Below are 14,014 nucleotides of genomic sequence, written 5' to 3'. Positions count from 1 at the left end.
CTGGCGTGCCTGCCTATGCGCATCGGGACGCTTTACGAAACCTTGACGTCGATTCCGGCACCACCGCGGGTTGCTTGCTGCTTCTTCAGGATGCGCTTGGTTCGGTCCACCACATCGCCGACCAACTGGCCGCAAGCGGCATCAATGTCGTCACCGCGGGTTTTGCGCACGGTCACAATATAGCCCTTTTCTATCAGAACCTTAGCAAAGCGGTCAATGCGAGAATTGCTTGAACGGCCATAATCGTTGCCCGGGAACGGGTTAAACGGTATTAAATTGATCTTGCACGGGGTGCCCTGCAAGGTTTTTGCCAGTTCATGCGCCTGATCGGTTGAGTCATTGATGTGATCAAGCATGACATATTCAATCGTAATATTTTTATTGGCTTTTGAGCCATCAATGTAATGACGGCTGGCCTTTAAGAACTCTTCAATATTGTACTTCTTATTGATCGGTACAATTTCGTCGCGCAACGCATCGTTGGGCGCATGCAGGCTGATGGCAAGCGCCACGTCGATTTGCTCTTTGAGTTTGTACAGCGCCGGCACCACGCCTGAGGTGCTTAAGGTGACGCGACGTTTTGACAGGCCAAAGGCGTTATCGTCAAGCATCAGCTCCATGGCTGGCACGACGTTCGCCAGGTTGAGCAATGGCTCACCCATACCCATCATGACCACGTTGGTGACGGGTTTAATGCCAGTTTCACCGAACGGGCCAAGCAGCTTATTTACCCGCCATACCTGGCCAATAATTTCCGCCACGCGCAGGTTACGGTTGAAGCCTTGCTGCGCCGTTGAGCAGAAGGTGCACTCGAGTGCGCAACCGACCTGCGAGCTCACACACAAGGTGGCGCGGTCGGCTTCCGGAATCCACACGGTCTCGACGTCCTGGCCGTCGAACAGCGTCATCGCAAACTTGATGGTGCCGTCGCTCGACTGCTGTTGCAGGCGGACTTCAGGGGCACGGATTTCGGCGATTTCTTTGAGTTTTTCCCGTAGTACTTTGTTGAGATTGGTCATCTCGTCAAAGTTGTCAACGCAGTAATGATACAGCCACTTCATGACCTGATCGGCACGAAAAGGCTTTTCGCCAAGTTCCTGGAAGAACTCGCGCATGCCCTGGCGATTGAGGTCGAGAAGGTTAACTTTTTTGTCTACTGCGTTCATGTATAAAACCAAAAGCGTTGCGGGTTAATGGATAGTGGTTATTAGTGAACCGATATCTAATATCTATTGACTAATAACGCAAGGCTCGCCACGCGAGCCTTGCTGATCTTCCCTTAGCGAGTGCGTGGGCAGATTTCTTCGTCTGAGAAGAAGTATGCAATTTCACGTGCCGCAGATTCAGTCGCGTCAGAGCCGTGAACCGCGTTCTCGTCGATAGTTTCAGCATAGTCAGCGCGGAGCGTTCCTGCCAGTGCTTCTGCAGGGTTGGTCGCACCCATAACCTCGCGGTGACGCTTCACTGCATCGTCGCCTTCCAGAACGCTTACCATGATAGGACCTGATGTCATGAACTCAACCAGAGCACCGAAGAAAGGACGCTCTTTATGTTCTGCGTAGAAACCTTCCGCCTGCTCTTTGCTCAGGTGCATCATTTTTGCAGCAACAATGCGCAGGCCTGTGCTCTCGAAGCGATTGTAGATAGCGCCGATAACATTTTTGCCAACAGCGTCAGGTTTGATGATTGATAAAGTACGTTCTAAAGCCATTTTTTGTCTCCAAAGTCGAAAAGGCTAGCTAAATTAAAGTCGCGCGGATTATACACGGTTCAGTATTTTACTGCTACCACAGCCCGGCTTTAGAATTTTTAGGTTTAATTTTCAGAAACACTCATTGTCGGACTCGCCGACCACGGGTTCTGAATGACAACGTTGAACCTGTCGAAGCTTACATCCACCCCATTTTCTAATACTGTGAGTTCTGCTGGAGTTGCACTTTGCTCCGAAACGATACTGCTAAGCGCAGCAAAATTTGTTGCCTGCGTCTCATACACTAAAACCGGTGCGGGAGCTTTTTGCCCAAACTTCGGCTGCACCCAACCCGCCATTGTTTCTCCATCATCAATACCTTCTTGAATTTTTCGCTGCAAAGGCTCCTGAGCTACAACATTAAAAAGGTATTCACCTGTTACTTCATGGCTCATTATACAACTGTCAGAGTTCACGTTTGCCTGGGAGCAACTCGCCAGGGAGACCATGGGTGAAAAATGCCAGTTCAAGGCAATGTCTGAAGTGCTGCCAGAAGCTGCCGATGGCGCTTGGATTAAATCGATGATGTAAATACTTATTTTGTCATTTGCCGGCACAAGTGTGAATCGAAAGTGTGCATAGTCAGACTCGATAAGTCGCCCTACGCTCCAGCATGCAGTTTCGGAACATTCAGAAGCAAGAATTTGGCCGGCATTTTCGACCGTCATTTTGCCATTTACGATCGGCACATTGTGTGCTGCGCGCGAGGCAAAATGAAAGCGCCCTTTTCCTTGGTAAAGGTAGGGCCCGCCTGGGTCGACCAAATATTCAGTACCATCGACAGCGTAGGTAATATGCCCCGTGTCGTGATGGCCATGGGAAATTTTGGGTAATCCAAAATCCAACAGTAAGAATTTTTCAGGAAGGTTCTGCGCACCACTATTAGGACGCAAAATTGCGATACCCTCTGACGACTCAAGGAAGATTCGTTCCAGTGGCTGCGCCGTTTTGTCACCATGGATGTAATCGAAATACGGTGATGACAAATTCCCTCTACTGACAATATTCTTCAGGCGCGTTTTGAATACATCCGCACCGAAGTTGGTATCGCCCATTGCAGGCGCGCCACCATTGACGTAAGTAAGGTGTGTTGCCGCATCCACCATCTTATTAAGCAAGTTTTTAATTGCGTTATCGTTACTTCTTAAAATGGTTTCTAAGAAGTTGCCCGTGGCCAAAAACAACTCCATCGCGATGAAATGGTAAGAAGTTGACTGCTCGCGCGAGAAACCGGTTTCCGCTACCACCATAGTCTCGAATAATTCTTTAATTCTTGCGATCGCCGCGCTTGCGTAGTCAGTACTGGCAAACTCAGTAGGAAAACTAAGTACAATATTAATTAAAGCGAGTGAATGGAACATACTATGGTTATGCGCGTAGTACTTGTCCTCATCAAGCAACTCTCTTAATTCTGCTGCGTGGTGGAGCATCTGCTGGATAAACCACCGATGCTCTTCGGCCGAAAGTTCATCTTTAAGGAATTGCAGATAAAAATAGCTAATTACACTTGCGCGATTTGCAGTGGAATGATCATTCCAGCTCATGTAGTTCGCCGGGTTGTCTCGCGGTGAGTTCTCAAGATAATTGAAGATGATGCGTTTAATTTCACTTCGATAAGAAGGGTCATGAGTCTTGTCGTAGAGAAACTCATACGAGTGGAGCCAGGCCAGCGAATGGAAATAAAGTAACCACGTATTATTATTGAACGGATCCTCCGACCATTGAGGTGTTTGCGGAATTTCCCATACCGGGAAGCTCGTCCAGTTTAAATAGAATCCTCTTTTTTCCGCCATCAGATCGGCCTGATCCTGACGGTACCATCTTGAACGCACGCTGTTATTTAGGACAGTAGCCTCAGGCACACTATAATAGTCGTAAGAAAGAGTTTCTGATTTACCTTTAAACGTAACGACTAACGTATCCTCTTTCGCAGTAAAATAACCTTTTGTCTCATTATCACCGGAAGGTGTGTACTTCCAGATAACCTCTGATTCTGCGGAATTGGGATTAATCGTTGCCAGTGCTTGCTTAGGCAAATCATCACGAATCAATTCAATATAGATTGATTCATCTTGCGGCGGTAGGGCCATTCCAATGCGTAATTCATAAGGCAAACCTTCCTCTAGTTTCGAATCAGATAAAGAAACTGAGGTGATCCCGTTTTTAAGTTGGACGGATACCTGAGTCTCGGCAGATGAATTTGTACCCGCCACGACCTGATAACTTAGCTCTTCCGAAATCTCTTGTTGCGGAGGAAAATAGACTAATTTGTTATTCTCGACTTTAACGTCCCCATACTCGGGTGGGTTCACAACTTCCAGACGCGTAAAATCCGTTATCTGATCATTTGCCAAAACATCTATAACAACAGATGATGCCCAAGTGCCCTCAAATGTGTCAGGTTGGGTGTTGAGGCTGACCGGTGGGCTAACTTTTTTTGCCGACTCCTGGCCACCACAACCAATTAGTGTGACGAGTAAAAGGGTGATTATGAGAAATCGCATTTTATAAATTCCGTTTTTATTTTTTAACGTGCATGTTAAATAAATAAGCTTTTTTCAACAACCATAAATTGTTGCCATGCAAACCTGAGAGCATGTATTATGGATGTCTAAACGTCTACAAGAGGTAAGGTATGACACAGCAAATTACATTAGGTGGTGGTTGTTTTTGGTGTATTGAGGGAGCGTTTAAGCAAGTTCGCGGCGTTCTGAAGGCGCAGTCGGGCTATGCTGGCGGAGATAAACCAGAGCCGACCTATGAAGAAGTTTGTACTGGTAACACCGGCCATGCCGAAGTCGTACAGATCACTTTTGAACCTGAGGCATTATCGGTACGCGACATTTTAGAAATCTTTTTTGCGCTGCATGACCCTACGCAGCTAAATCGCCAGGGTAACGACGTCGGTACTCAATATCGTTCGGCAATATTCTATCAGACCGAAGAGCAACGCGAGGAAGCCGAGAAAATTATCGCGGAGATGCGTGAAGAAGGTACCTGGGACGGTGAAATTGTCACCGAAATCGAGCCATTAGATAAGTTCTGGCCGGCCGAGGACTATCACGACAATTACGTCGAACGTAACCCACAGAACGCCTACTGCCAGGCCGTCGTCCATCCAAAACTAGCCAAATTCAAACGCACCTTTGCCGAGCGCCTCGAGTAAGGGCAGAGGTCGCGAAAATCGGGCACAAAAAAAGAGAGGGCAGCCCTCTCTTTTTTAGTTGCTGGTAGCAGCGAGGGCTGCCCCTGCTGGCTTAGTGGTTTTCTTTGACCATGTTGATGGTGTATTTGGGGATTTCGACGACGAGGTCTTCGCCATTGACTTTGGCCTGGCAGCTTAAGCGTGAGTCGGGGTCGAGGCCCCAGGCTTTGTCGAGCATGTCGTCTTCGTTGTCGTTGATTTCGGCCAGTGAGTCATAGCCTTCGCGGATGTACACGTGGCAGGTGGTGCAAGCGCAGACTTTCTCACAGGCATGCTCGATACCAATACCATTTTTCAACGCAACATCCAGCACGCTCTCGCCGTCTGCAGCTTCTATAGCAGCACCCTCAGGGCAGAGTTCTTCATGCGGTAAGAATACGATTTGTGGCATTGTCTTTCCTCGTTAAAGTTCGTTTACGTTGCTGCCAGACAAGGCTTTGCGAATGCCGGCGTCCATACGCCGTGCGGCAAAGTCTTCACTTGCTTTATCGACAGCTTCAATCGCTTTTTCGATGGCTTCAGCTTCGGTGCCGGCACGAGCGACACGCAAAGCGTCCATTGCCTCATCCAGACGTGCGCGCTCGGACTCGTCAAGCAAATCGCCGTCAACTGCCAGGGCACTGCTCAATGCTTCCAATACGCGGTCGGCCTCAACCTGCTGTTCGCGCAACATGCGCGCGGCCATATCTTCTTTGGCATTGGTCATGGATGACTGGATCATGGTGGTAATGTCTTCATCATTCAAGCCATACGATGGCTTCACCTGAATCGACGCGCTTACTCCGCTTGATTTTTCCATGGCGGTAACACTCAACAGGCCATCGGCATCGACCTGGAAGGTCACGCGAATGTGCGCGGCGCCTGCAGCCATTGGCGGAATATCGGTCAGTACAAAGCGTGCCAACGAGCGGCAGTCGTCCACCAGTTCGCGCTCGCCCTGCACCACGTGGATCATCATCGCGGTCTGACCGTCTTTAAAGGTGGTAAATTCCTGGGCTTTCGCAACAGGAATTGTGGTATTGCGGGAAATTACTTTCTCGACCAGGCCACCCATGGTTTCCAGACCTAGTGACAGGGGAATGACATCAAGCAGCAACATGTCGGAGTCGGGCTTGTTACCAGCCAGAATATCGGCCTGAATCGCTGCGCCAATGGCCACCACTTCATCCGGGTCAATCGAAGTCAGCGGCTCGCGACCGAAAAACTCGCCCACGGCTTCACGCACTCGCGGAACCCGGGTTGAGCCGCCCACCATCACCACATCGAGCACTTCAGCGGCATCGACTTCGGCGTCTTTCAAAGCGCGGCGGCAACTGACCAGCGTGCGGCGGACTAAGGGTTCGATGAGTTCGTTAAGCTTCAAACGTGTTAATGTGGTGTTGTAGCTGGCATCACCCGTAGTAGAACTACGGGCTACTTCTACCGAGACTTCGTCGGCGTCGGTTAAGGCTTCTTTGGCGTGCTTGGCAGCGTTAATGAGTGAACGCTCCAGTCGTGCCGGAACATCGTCGTCCAACTCCCACTCCTGCTTCAGGTGCGCGACGATAAGTTGATCGAAATCGTCGCCGCCCAGGGCACTGTCACCACCGGTCGCCAGTACCTCAAACACCCCGCCCTGCAGGCGTAAAATGGAGATATCGAAGGTACCGCCACCTAAATCGTAAACGGCAATCAAACCTTCACGACCGGTATCCAGACCGTAGGCAACCGCGGCTGCGGTGGGTTCATTCAGTAAACGTAAGACGTTCAGGCCGGCCAACTGTGCCGCGTCTTTGGTGCTCTGGCGTTGAGCATCATCAAAATAAGCGGGCACGGTAATGACCACACCGGTCAGTTCGCCGCCAAGTGCCGCCTGGGCACGCGCCGACAGGGAGCGCAGAATATCGGCCGACACTTCAATCGCATTGCGCGCGCCGGCAGCGGTATGAAACACCGGCACGCCGTTATCGGTTTCGCTCATGCGGTAGGGTAAATTGGCAAAGTTGCGCTTCACGTCGGCCACGGTACGGCCAATGAAGCGTTTCACCGAGACAATGGTGTCTTCGGTTGCGACAGAAGCATCATCATGCTTGGCAAGCGCTGCATGCCCCACGGCGACTTCGTCGGCACCGTAGTAGACAACCGAGGGCAAAATTGCGCGGTCTTGTTCATCACGCAGAACTTGCGCTTCGCCGCTACGGACGGTCGCAACCAGTGAGTTCGTGGTGCCCAGATCAATACCTGCCGCCAGGCGATGTTGATGCGGCGCGGTGCTTTGCCCGGGCTCTGCGATTTGCAAAAGTGCCATTAATACCTCGTTGTTTGCTGGCTACGCTGATGGAGGGCAGGCCGCGTCACAAAACGACGCCTACATTTCCTCCAGAGCTTCGAGCTCACTGCGTAATTTGTGCATAAATTTCAACTTACGAATGGTGTCTGCCGCGTCGCCATTGGCGTCTGCTTTGATCAGACGCTCGAGTTCCGCCTGCAGCTGCGCCGTTTGTTCGGCCAGCTCAGTGTAGGCGGCGTCCATGGCGGTGAAATCAGTGGCGTCGAGCTCTTCGACGCGTTCACGCCATTCCATTTGTGCCATCAGGAATTCAGGATCCTGTAAGGTTTTTTGCTCGTGCTGCATGTCGACGCCGCGCAAGGACAACAGGTACTCGGCCCGGGCCAGCGGAGAACGCAGCGTCTGATAAGCGTCGTTCAGCTGTGCGGTACGCTGCACCGCCAGCAGTTTGTCGCGCTCGCTGCCGGCGGCATGACGGTCAGGATGCAAAGCTTGCTGCAACTTGCGGTAGCGCTGCTGCAGCTCGGCCAGATCAAGGTCGTAAGCAGTAGGAATATCGAAAAGCTCGAAATGATTCATGGTCAGACGTTAAAACTCTCACCACAACCACACTCGCCTTTGGCGTTGGGGTTGTTAAACTCAAAGCCTTCGTTCAGGCCTTCTTTAACGAAATCAAGCTCGGTGCCATCAAGGTACACTAAGCTTTTACCATCGATAATAATTTTCACGCCTTTTTCTTCAAAGACGGTGTCGGTTTCATCAATTTCGTCAACGAATTCCATTACATAGGCAAGCCCTGAGCATCCGGTGGTTTTCACGCCTAAACGGATGCCCTCGCCTTTGCCACGTTGTTCCAGAAACGACCGCGCTCGTTGAGCGGCCGCTTCGGTCATGGTAATTGCCATTACTGCCTCTTTTCGTACGTTACCCAGCGTCAATTAACTCGTGTGCTTTTTCTTGTAGTCTTCCAAAGCAGCTTTAATTGCGTCTTCTGCCAGAATTGAACAGTGAATTTTCACTGGTGGCAGCGCGAGTTCTTCGGCAATCTGCGTGTTCTTCAGCTGTGACGCTTCTTCAATTGACTTGCCTTTCACCCACTCGGTCACCAACGAGCTTGACGCAATGGCAGAGCCGCAACCGTAGGTTTTAAACTTGGCGTCTTCAATAATGCCAGCGTCATTAATTTTCAGCTGTAACTTCATCACGTCGCCACATGCAGGCGCGCCGACCATACCGGTCGCGATAGACGGGTCATTTTTGTCAAAGCCGCCCACGTTCCGCGGGTTTTCATAATGGTCGATTACTTTTTCACTATATGCCATAACACTTCACCTCTCTTAGTGTGCCACCCACTCGACGCTTTCTAAATCAACGCCGTCTTTGTACATTTCCCAAAGGGGTGACATGTCGCGCAAGCGACCAATGGATTGCTGAATTTGCTTAACTGCATAATCAACTTCTTCTTCGGTGGTAAACCGGCCAAAGCTAAAACGAATGGAGCTATGTGCTAATTCGTCGTTGCGACCTAAGGCACGCAATACATACGATGGCTCAAGACTGGCCGAGGTACAGGCGGAACCTGAAGAAACCGCCAGGTCTTTCAACGCCATGATCAGGCTTTCGCCTTCAACGAAGTTAAAACTGATGTTGAAGATATGCGGTACGCCGTGGTCCTGAGAACCGTTCACGTACACTTCTTCGATATCTTTTACGCCATTCCACAGGCGCTCACGTAAGGCACGGAAACGCTCGCGTTCGGCCGCCATTTCTTCTTTGGCGATACGCGCGGCTTCACCCATGCCAACAATTTGGTGGGTCGCCAGGGTACCTGAACGCATACCACGCTCATGACCACCGCCGTGCATCTGTGCATTCAGACGGATACGTGGACGGCGACGTACATAAAGTGCGCCAATGCCTTTCGGGCCGTACATTTTGTGGCCGGAGAAGCTCATCAGATCGACTGGCAGATTTTGCAGGTCGATATCGATTTTGCCAGCACTCTGCGCGGCATCGACGTGGAAAATGGTTTTGTTTTCGCGGCACAGGTTACCGATGGTTTCGATGTCCTGAATAACGCCAATTTCGTTGTTCACGTGCATCACGCTCACCACTACAGTGTCGTCGCGTAACGCTTGCTTGAAGGCGTCAAGGTCAATCAGACCGTCTTCTTTCACGTCAAGATAGGTCACTTCAAAACCTTCACGCTCAAGCTGACGACAGGTATCCAGCACGGCTTTATGCTCGGTCTTCACCGTAATAATATGCTTACCTTTTTTCTGGTAAAACTCAGCTGCGCCTTTAATGGCCAGGTTGTCTGACTCGGTAGCACCTGAGGTGAATACAATTTCACGCGGGTCCGCATTGACCAGCTCGGCGATCTGATTACGCGCGACGTCAACGGCTTCTTCGGCCTGCCAGCCAAAGCGATGCGAACGTGACGCAGGGTTACCAAACTGACCGTCTGGCGTGAGGTATTGCATCATTTTTTCGGCTACACGCGGGTCAACCGGAGTGGTTGCTGCGTAGTCAAAATAAATTGGTAATTTCATTCGGTGCTACTCCTTACGTTGTCAGACTTCTTATAACTGACAATTCAGTGCAATTTGTTGCTCGCGTTTTTTCTGTTCTGCTACCTGAGCATTCTGACGTTCAGCGACTTCGCTGATATCGCGCTGCTTGACCAGCTCAGCCAGACTTATATTTGCTAAAAAATCTTCAATGCGGTCGCTTAAGTCCGACCATAACGAGTGGGTCAGGCAACGGCTGCCGCCCTGGCAACCACCCTTACCGCCACAACGCGTGGCATCAATACTCTCGTCAACCGCCTGAATCACCGCGCTAATTGAAATCTCGTGCGGCGCATGACCCAACCGGTAACCACCGCCCGGACCACGAACGCTGCTCACGAGTCCTTGCTTACGCAAACGCGCGAACAATTGTTCAAGATAGCTAAGTGAAATTCCCTGCCGTTCGGAAATATCCGCCAACGGCACGGGGCCTTGTTCTGTATGCAACGCAACGTCGAGCATTGCGGTTACGGCATATCGCCCTTTTGAGGTTAAGCGCATAGCTTTGTTTCCTCCTTAGTGATGCCGTAATTTTCGCATTCCCGACTATTTTAGTCAAGTATTCACAAAACAAGAGCAAGAGCGTTACTGGATATTGGATACTGGATAGTGGCTGCTAATATCCAGTATCCAATATCCAGTAACGCTTTTGCTTTTTATCCACTAACGCTTTTGCTGTTTGTCGACTGAGGCGAGGATGCCGCGGAGGATATTGAGCTCATTCGCCTCCGGCCGTGCCCGCGTAAACAAACGACGCAACTTGGCCATTACCTGGCCCTGATGATTCTTAATAATGAAACCAGTGTCTTTTAAAGTGCTTTCCAGGTGTACGTAAAAACGCTCGAGGTCTTCGGTAAGCGGGTACTCACTTTCGGCGGCTTGCGGCAGTTTGTCTGCTTCCAGCCATTGCATGCGCACTTCATAAGCCAGGGTCTGTACCGCCATGGCAAGATTCAGCGAGCTGTAATCCGGGTTGGTCGGAATATGCACATGATGGGTACACTGCTGCAGCTCTTCGTTCGTTAAGCCACTGCTTTCGCGGCCAAATACCAGTGCGACCTTGTGATTCTGGCTCTCGGCAAGGGCTTGCGCCGCCGCCTCGCGGGGGCCCAGTAAGGGCCAGTCGAGGGTGCGGTTGCGGGCGCTGGTGCCGATGACCATGCCACAGTCGTGAATGGCTTCGCTTAAGGTGCTAACAATCTGCGCGCGTTGCAGCACGTCGGTAGCGCCTGCGGCCAAAGCCGAGGCGTGACTGTCCGGCTTCTGCACTGGATCAACTAAGGTCAACTCCGACAATCCCATGGTTTTCATGGCGCGGGCGACGGAGCCGATATTGCCGGTATGCGAGGTGTTGACCAGGATGATGCGAAGGTTCGCTAAGCTGTTATCTGACATTGCTGTTACTTCATGCTTGCCGGTAAGTGCGGACGTGCTTTGCTAAGCAGATTCTGCACAACTTTCGGGTTACCAGCGACGGTATGGCCATTTTGCATGTAGTCATGGCCGCCTTTAAAATCGGTTACCAAACCACCTGCCTCACGCACAATCAGGTTGCCCGCGGCAATATCCCATGGCTGCAGGCTGAATTCCCAGAAGCCGTCCATGCGGCCTGCTGCTACGTAGGCAAGATCCAGTGCCGCTGCGCCAGCGCGACGCATGTCCGAAGTTTGCTCAAATAACGCGGCAAATACCGCCTGATAATTCTCCATCAGGTCTTTGCGTTTAAACGGGAAGCCAGTAGCCAGTAAGGCTCCGTTCAAATCCCGTTGTTTGGTGACGCGGATGCGCTTGCCATTTAACTGCGCGCCACCGCCTTTGGTGGCAGAGAACAGCTCTTCACGCAGCGGGTCATAGACAACCGCCGCTTGCACTGAGCCTTTGTGTAGATACGCAATAGAAATAGCGAAGTGAGGGATACCGCGCAGGTAATTGGTGGTGCCATCCAGCGGGTCAATAATCCACTGATGCTCCGGCGTCTTCCCTTCTAACGCGCCGCTTTCTTCAGCAAGAATGCTGTGGTCGGGGTACGTTTTTTGAATTGTACGAATGATCGCTTGCTCGGCAGCTTTGTCGATTTCGCTGACGAAATCGTGCTGACTTTTGGCCTGAACATTGAAGTCAGCTTCAACGCCAAAGTTCTTGGTCAAAATTTTGCCGGCCGCACGCGCTGCGCGCACCGCGATGTTTAACATGGGATGCATACCAATATACCTGTGCTGTGAAAGAACAATTTTGTGGCCGCGGAGTATACTCGCTTCGCTCGTGAAAGGCAAAACCGTTATTGAAAGGCAAGAGCGTTGTTGGTTATTAGATACTGGATATTCGTTTTCGCTGTTTACCAATATCCAGTATCTAATAACGAAGAACGCTCTTGTATTTTATTCCGGCAGGTGTTATTAAAGTGTTGCGCTATGCCTAAAATAACAACTAAAAAGCTAGGAGGATCCCATGGATCATTCAGACGAGCTAAACGGTGTTGAAGCAAAACAGAACAAGTCACGTCGTTGTAAACGTAAGTGGCGGGAAATTGAAGCGCTAAAAGAAAAATATAAACTTCGCGATGAGCTTAAAGATATGGATTACGGTCTCGACCTCGAACTCGACGAACTGGAATTCTAGAGCGTTACTCGTTATTCGAAGGCACGAACAACGTCGTTTACCAATCTATTGGCTTGTCCAGCAGTTCGTTGGTGCGGCGGAAGTGTCCGCAGGTAAGAAACCCGCGGTGCGCTGACAGCGGCGATGGATGTACTGAGGTCAGTACATGATGGCGGTTGCTGTCGACCAGCGCGCCCTTCTTTTGCGCATGCGCGCCCCAGAGTAAAAACACAATGCCCTCACGCTGGTAATTCAGCTGTGCGATGACCTGATCGGTAAAGGTTTCCCAGCCCCAGTTGGCATGCGAGTGCGCTTTGCCCTCCTCCACAGTCAAAACTGTATTAAGTAACAGCACCCCCTGGCGCGCCCAGTGGCTTAAGTCACCGTTGTCGGGCATCTGATAGTCAGGAAAGTCATGCTGCAAGGCTTTAAAGATATTCTTTAATGAAGGCGGCAGTTTCATACCTTCAGGCACTGAGAAGCACAGCCCGTGGGCCTGTCCCGGGCCATGGTAGGGATCTTGCCCCAGAATGACGACTTTGACCTGCGCCATGGGCGTTAATTTTAAGGCATTGAATACATCTTCGCGCGGCGGATAAATCGACTTGCCCGCGGCCCGCTCGGCTTCGACGCGTTGCCACAACTGCTGAAAATACGGTTTCTGCTTTTCCGGACCTAAACAGCTTTGCCAGTTGGGCTCTGTTTTTGCTTCCACGCCGGGTTCCTCCTGGTCGCTGTGTCATGCACTTTTTTACGGTATGATAACTGCCATTCATGGTAACAATGCGAGGCCGGGCATGTCAGCAAAAACCGATTATCCACCTATCAGTGTTTTTATTATTACATTGAACGAAGAAGCGCACTTAGACGAAGTCTTAGAGAGTGTGCGCGGGGTGGAAGAGATTGTCATTATTGATTCCGGCTCCACTGACGACACGCTCACCATTGCCGCCAAGCATGGCGCCCGCGTGGTGCACAATGACTGGCCTGGCTATGCCAAGCAAAAAGAATTTGGCATCACGCAGTGCACGCATAATTGGATTCTGAATCTTGACGGCGATGAAGTGATGCCCGAAGGCGGTTTGCAGATGATCCGTGAGCGCATTGCCGAGGGAGATATTAATGGCATCTGGATTCATCATGACGACATTTTTATGGGCCATAGCCTGCGTAAGGCGCGTCACCATAAGTACCGCCGGGTCTATCGCAAGGACAAGTGCCATATGAATACCGACGTGTTGGTGCATGAGCATATTGAAGTCGAACCGCCGCTTGCTTATCTGCCTATTTACCTGAAGCATTATGGCTATGACACCGCGCATGGCTACATGGACAAGCTAAATAAGTACTCCAAGCTGAAAGCCGAACAACGCGAGCAACAAGGGCGCCCTTGCAGCCTGCCGCGGCTGTTGCTGATTTTCCCATTGATGTTTTTAAAGTTTTATCTCGGCCGTCAGATGATCTGGTCGGGTTGGCGCGGGTTTATTAAAGCCAACATCGATGCGTTTCATTTCTTTCTCACAGAAGCCAAGCTTTACGAAATGGCCTATCGCCGCAAGCAGGCAGAGAAGGAGAACAACTAAGCAGGTCAAACACTTACTGCTATACTGACAGTTGCGAAG

At 50.8% G+C, this 14,014-nt stretch carries 16 protein-coding genes; 3 read left to right on the top strand and 13 right to left on the bottom strand.

The window, feature by feature from the left end; translation table 11 throughout:
* Positions 1–32: 32 nt before the first annotated feature.
* From rlmN to CWI71_RS03805, 3 genes are all read right to left on the bottom strand, one after another.
* Positions 33–1,166: a dual-specificity RNA methyltransferase RlmN gene (gene rlmN / locus CWI71_RS03815; RefSeq protein ID WP_126753934.1), complete on the bottom strand. Its 1,134-nt coding sequence runs from the start codon at positions 1,164–1,166 to the stop codon at positions 33–35.
* A 113-nt stretch (positions 1,167–1,279) separates the two neighbouring features.
* The gene (ndk, locus tag CWI71_RS03810; protein ID WP_126753933.1) at positions 1,280–1,711 is read right to left on the bottom strand and encodes a nucleoside-diphosphate kinase; all 432 of its coding nucleotides are present in this window, start codon (positions 1,709–1,711) and stop codon (positions 1,280–1,282) included.
* Positions 1,712–1,815: 104 nt separating this feature from the next.
* The gene (locus CWI71_RS03805) at positions 1,816–4,254 is read right to left on the bottom strand and encodes a heparinase II/III family protein (protein ID WP_126753932.1); all 2,439 of its coding nucleotides are present in this window, start codon (positions 4,252–4,254) and stop codon (positions 1,816–1,818) included.
* Positions 4,255–4,385: 131 nt separating this feature from the next.
* On the opposite strand from CWI71_RS03805, the gene msrA reads away from it, so the two are divergent.
* Positions 4,386–4,916, top strand: coding sequence for a peptide-methionine (S)-S-oxide reductase MsrA (gene msrA, locus CWI71_RS03800; RefSeq protein ID WP_126753931.1), 531 nt, complete (start codon positions 4,386–4,388; stop codon positions 4,914–4,916).
* A 91-nt stretch (positions 4,917–5,007) separates the two neighbouring features.
* Here msrA and fdx read toward each other — a convergent pair whose 3' ends face one another.
* From fdx to suhB, 9 genes are all read right to left on the bottom strand, one after another.
* Positions 5,008–5,346 (bottom strand): ISC system 2Fe-2S type ferredoxin, encoded by a 339-nt coding sequence (gene fdx / locus CWI71_RS03795; protein ID WP_126753930.1) that lies wholly within the window; start codon positions 5,344–5,346, stop codon positions 5,008–5,010.
* 12 nt (positions 5,347–5,358) lie between these two features.
* The gene (hscA, locus tag CWI71_RS03790; RefSeq protein WP_126753929.1) at positions 5,359–7,242 is read right to left on the bottom strand and encodes a Fe-S protein assembly chaperone HscA; all 1,884 of its coding nucleotides are present in this window, start codon (positions 7,240–7,242) and stop codon (positions 5,359–5,361) included.
* A gap of 60 nt (positions 7,243–7,302) precedes the next feature.
* Complete coding sequence (hscB, locus tag CWI71_RS03785) at positions 7,303–7,803, bottom strand: co-chaperone HscB (RefSeq protein ID WP_126753928.1); 501 nt, start codon at positions 7,801–7,803, stop codon at positions 7,303–7,305.
* Between the two features lie 2 nt (positions 7,804–7,805).
* Complete coding sequence (iscA, locus tag CWI71_RS03780; protein ID WP_126753927.1) at positions 7,806–8,129, bottom strand: iron-sulfur cluster assembly protein IscA; 324 nt, start codon at positions 8,127–8,129, stop codon at positions 7,806–7,808.
* Between the two features lie 33 nt (positions 8,130–8,162).
* Entirely contained in the window at positions 8,163–8,546 is a 384-nt protein-coding gene (gene iscU, locus CWI71_RS03775) for a Fe-S cluster assembly scaffold IscU (protein WP_126753926.1), read from the bottom strand.
* A 15-nt stretch (positions 8,547–8,561) separates the two neighbouring features.
* Positions 8,562–9,776: an IscS subfamily cysteine desulfurase gene (locus tag CWI71_RS03770; RefSeq protein ID WP_126753925.1), complete on the bottom strand. Its 1,215-nt coding sequence runs from the start codon at positions 9,774–9,776 to the stop codon at positions 8,562–8,564.
* Between the two features lie 30 nt (positions 9,777–9,806).
* A complete protein-coding gene (iscR, locus tag CWI71_RS03765; RefSeq protein ID WP_126753924.1) occupies positions 9,807–10,295 on the bottom strand; it encodes a Fe-S cluster assembly transcriptional regulator IscR in 489 nt (162 codons plus the stop codon).
* A 162-nt stretch (positions 10,296–10,457) separates the two neighbouring features.
* Complete coding sequence (trmJ, locus tag CWI71_RS03760; protein WP_126753923.1) at positions 10,458–11,189, bottom strand: tRNA (cytosine(32)/uridine(32)-2'-O)-methyltransferase TrmJ; 732 nt, start codon at positions 11,187–11,189, stop codon at positions 10,458–10,460.
* Positions 11,190–11,194: 5 nt separating this feature from the next.
* On the bottom strand, positions 11,195–11,995 hold the full coding sequence (gene suhB, locus CWI71_RS03755) for an inositol-1-monophosphatase (RefSeq protein WP_126753922.1): 801 nt from the start codon (positions 11,993–11,995) through the stop codon (positions 11,195–11,197).
* 247 nt (positions 11,996–12,242) lie between these two features.
* On the opposite strand from suhB, the gene CWI71_RS03750 reads away from it, so the two are divergent.
* Positions 12,243–12,413 (top strand): DUF3545 family protein, encoded by a 171-nt coding sequence (locus CWI71_RS03750; protein WP_126753921.1) that lies wholly within the window; start codon positions 12,243–12,245, stop codon positions 12,411–12,413.
* A gap of 37 nt (positions 12,414–12,450) precedes the next feature.
* Here CWI71_RS03750 and ung read toward each other — a convergent pair whose 3' ends face one another.
* Positions 12,451–13,107: a uracil-DNA glycosylase gene (ung, locus tag CWI71_RS03745; protein WP_126753920.1), complete on the bottom strand. Its 657-nt coding sequence runs from the start codon at positions 13,105–13,107 to the stop codon at positions 12,451–12,453.
* An 82-nt stretch (positions 13,108–13,189) separates the two neighbouring features.
* On the opposite strand from ung, the gene CWI71_RS03740 reads away from it, so the two are divergent.
* Positions 13,190–13,975, top strand: a complete 786-nt coding sequence (locus CWI71_RS03740) for a glycosyltransferase family 2 protein (protein ID WP_157981044.1) — start codon at positions 13,190–13,192, stop codon at positions 13,973–13,975.
* The last annotated feature ends 39 nt before the right edge of the window (positions 13,976–14,014 follow it).

Source organism: Pseudidiomarina insulisalsae, assembly GCF_003987065.1.
GTDB classification, from domain to species: domain Bacteria; phylum Pseudomonadota; class Gammaproteobacteria; order Enterobacterales; family Alteromonadaceae; genus Pseudidiomarina; species Pseudidiomarina insulisalsae.
Note: the sequence above shows the minus strand (reverse complement) of the source record. Positions and strands in the feature narration are given on the sequence as shown.

Excerpts from the sequence above, each read along its gene's own strand:
- rlmN (WP_126753934.1), bottom strand. The coding sequence starts at position 1,166 with ATGAACGCAGTAGACAAAAAAGTTAACCTTCTCGACCTCAATCGCCAG.
- CWI71_RS03740 (WP_157981044.1), top strand. The coding sequence starts at position 13,190 with ATGTCAGCAAAAACCGATTATCCACCTATCAGTGTTTTTATTATTACA.
- suhB (WP_126753922.1), bottom strand. The coding sequence starts at position 11,995 with ATGCATCCCATGTTAAACATCGCGGTGCGCGCAGCGCGTGCGGCCGGC.
- fdx (WP_126753930.1), bottom strand. The coding sequence starts at position 5,346 with ATGCCACAAATCGTATTCTTACCGCATGAAGAACTCTGCCCTGAGGGT.
- ndk (WP_126753933.1), bottom strand. The coding sequence starts at position 1,711 with ATGGCTTTAGAACGTACTTTATCAATCATCAAACCTGACGCTGTTGGC.
- iscU (WP_126753926.1), bottom strand. The coding sequence starts at position 8,546 with ATGGCATATAGTGAAAAAGTAATCGACCATTATGAAAACCCGCGGAAC.
- CWI71_RS03750 (WP_126753921.1), top strand. The coding sequence starts at position 12,243 with ATGGATCATTCAGACGAGCTAAACGGTGTTGAAGCAAAACAGAACAAG.
- CWI71_RS03770 (WP_126753925.1), bottom strand. The coding sequence starts at position 9,776 with ATGAAATTACCAATTTATTTTGACTACGCAGCAACCACTCCGGTTGAC.
- trmJ (WP_126753923.1), bottom strand. The coding sequence starts at position 11,189 with ATGTCAGATAACAGCTTAGCGAACCTTCGCATCATCCTGGTCAACACC.
- hscA (WP_126753929.1), bottom strand. The coding sequence starts at position 7,242 with ATGGCACTTTTGCAAATCGCAGAGCCCGGGCAAAGCACCGCGCCGCAT.
- iscR (WP_126753924.1), bottom strand. The coding sequence starts at position 10,295 with ATGCGCTTAACCTCAAAAGGGCGATATGCCGTAACCGCAATGCTCGAC.
- iscA (WP_126753927.1), bottom strand. The coding sequence starts at position 8,129 with ATGGCAATTACCATGACCGAAGCGGCCGCTCAACGAGCGCGGTCGTTT.
- msrA (WP_126753931.1), top strand. The coding sequence starts at position 4,386 with ATGACACAGCAAATTACATTAGGTGGTGGTTGTTTTTGGTGTATTGAG.
- hscB (WP_126753928.1), bottom strand. The coding sequence starts at position 7,803 with ATGAATCATTTCGAGCTTTTCGATATTCCTACTGCTTACGACCTTGAT.
- CWI71_RS03805 (WP_126753932.1), bottom strand. The coding sequence starts at position 4,254 with ATGCGATTTCTCATAATCACCCTTTTACTCGTCACACTAATTGGTTGT.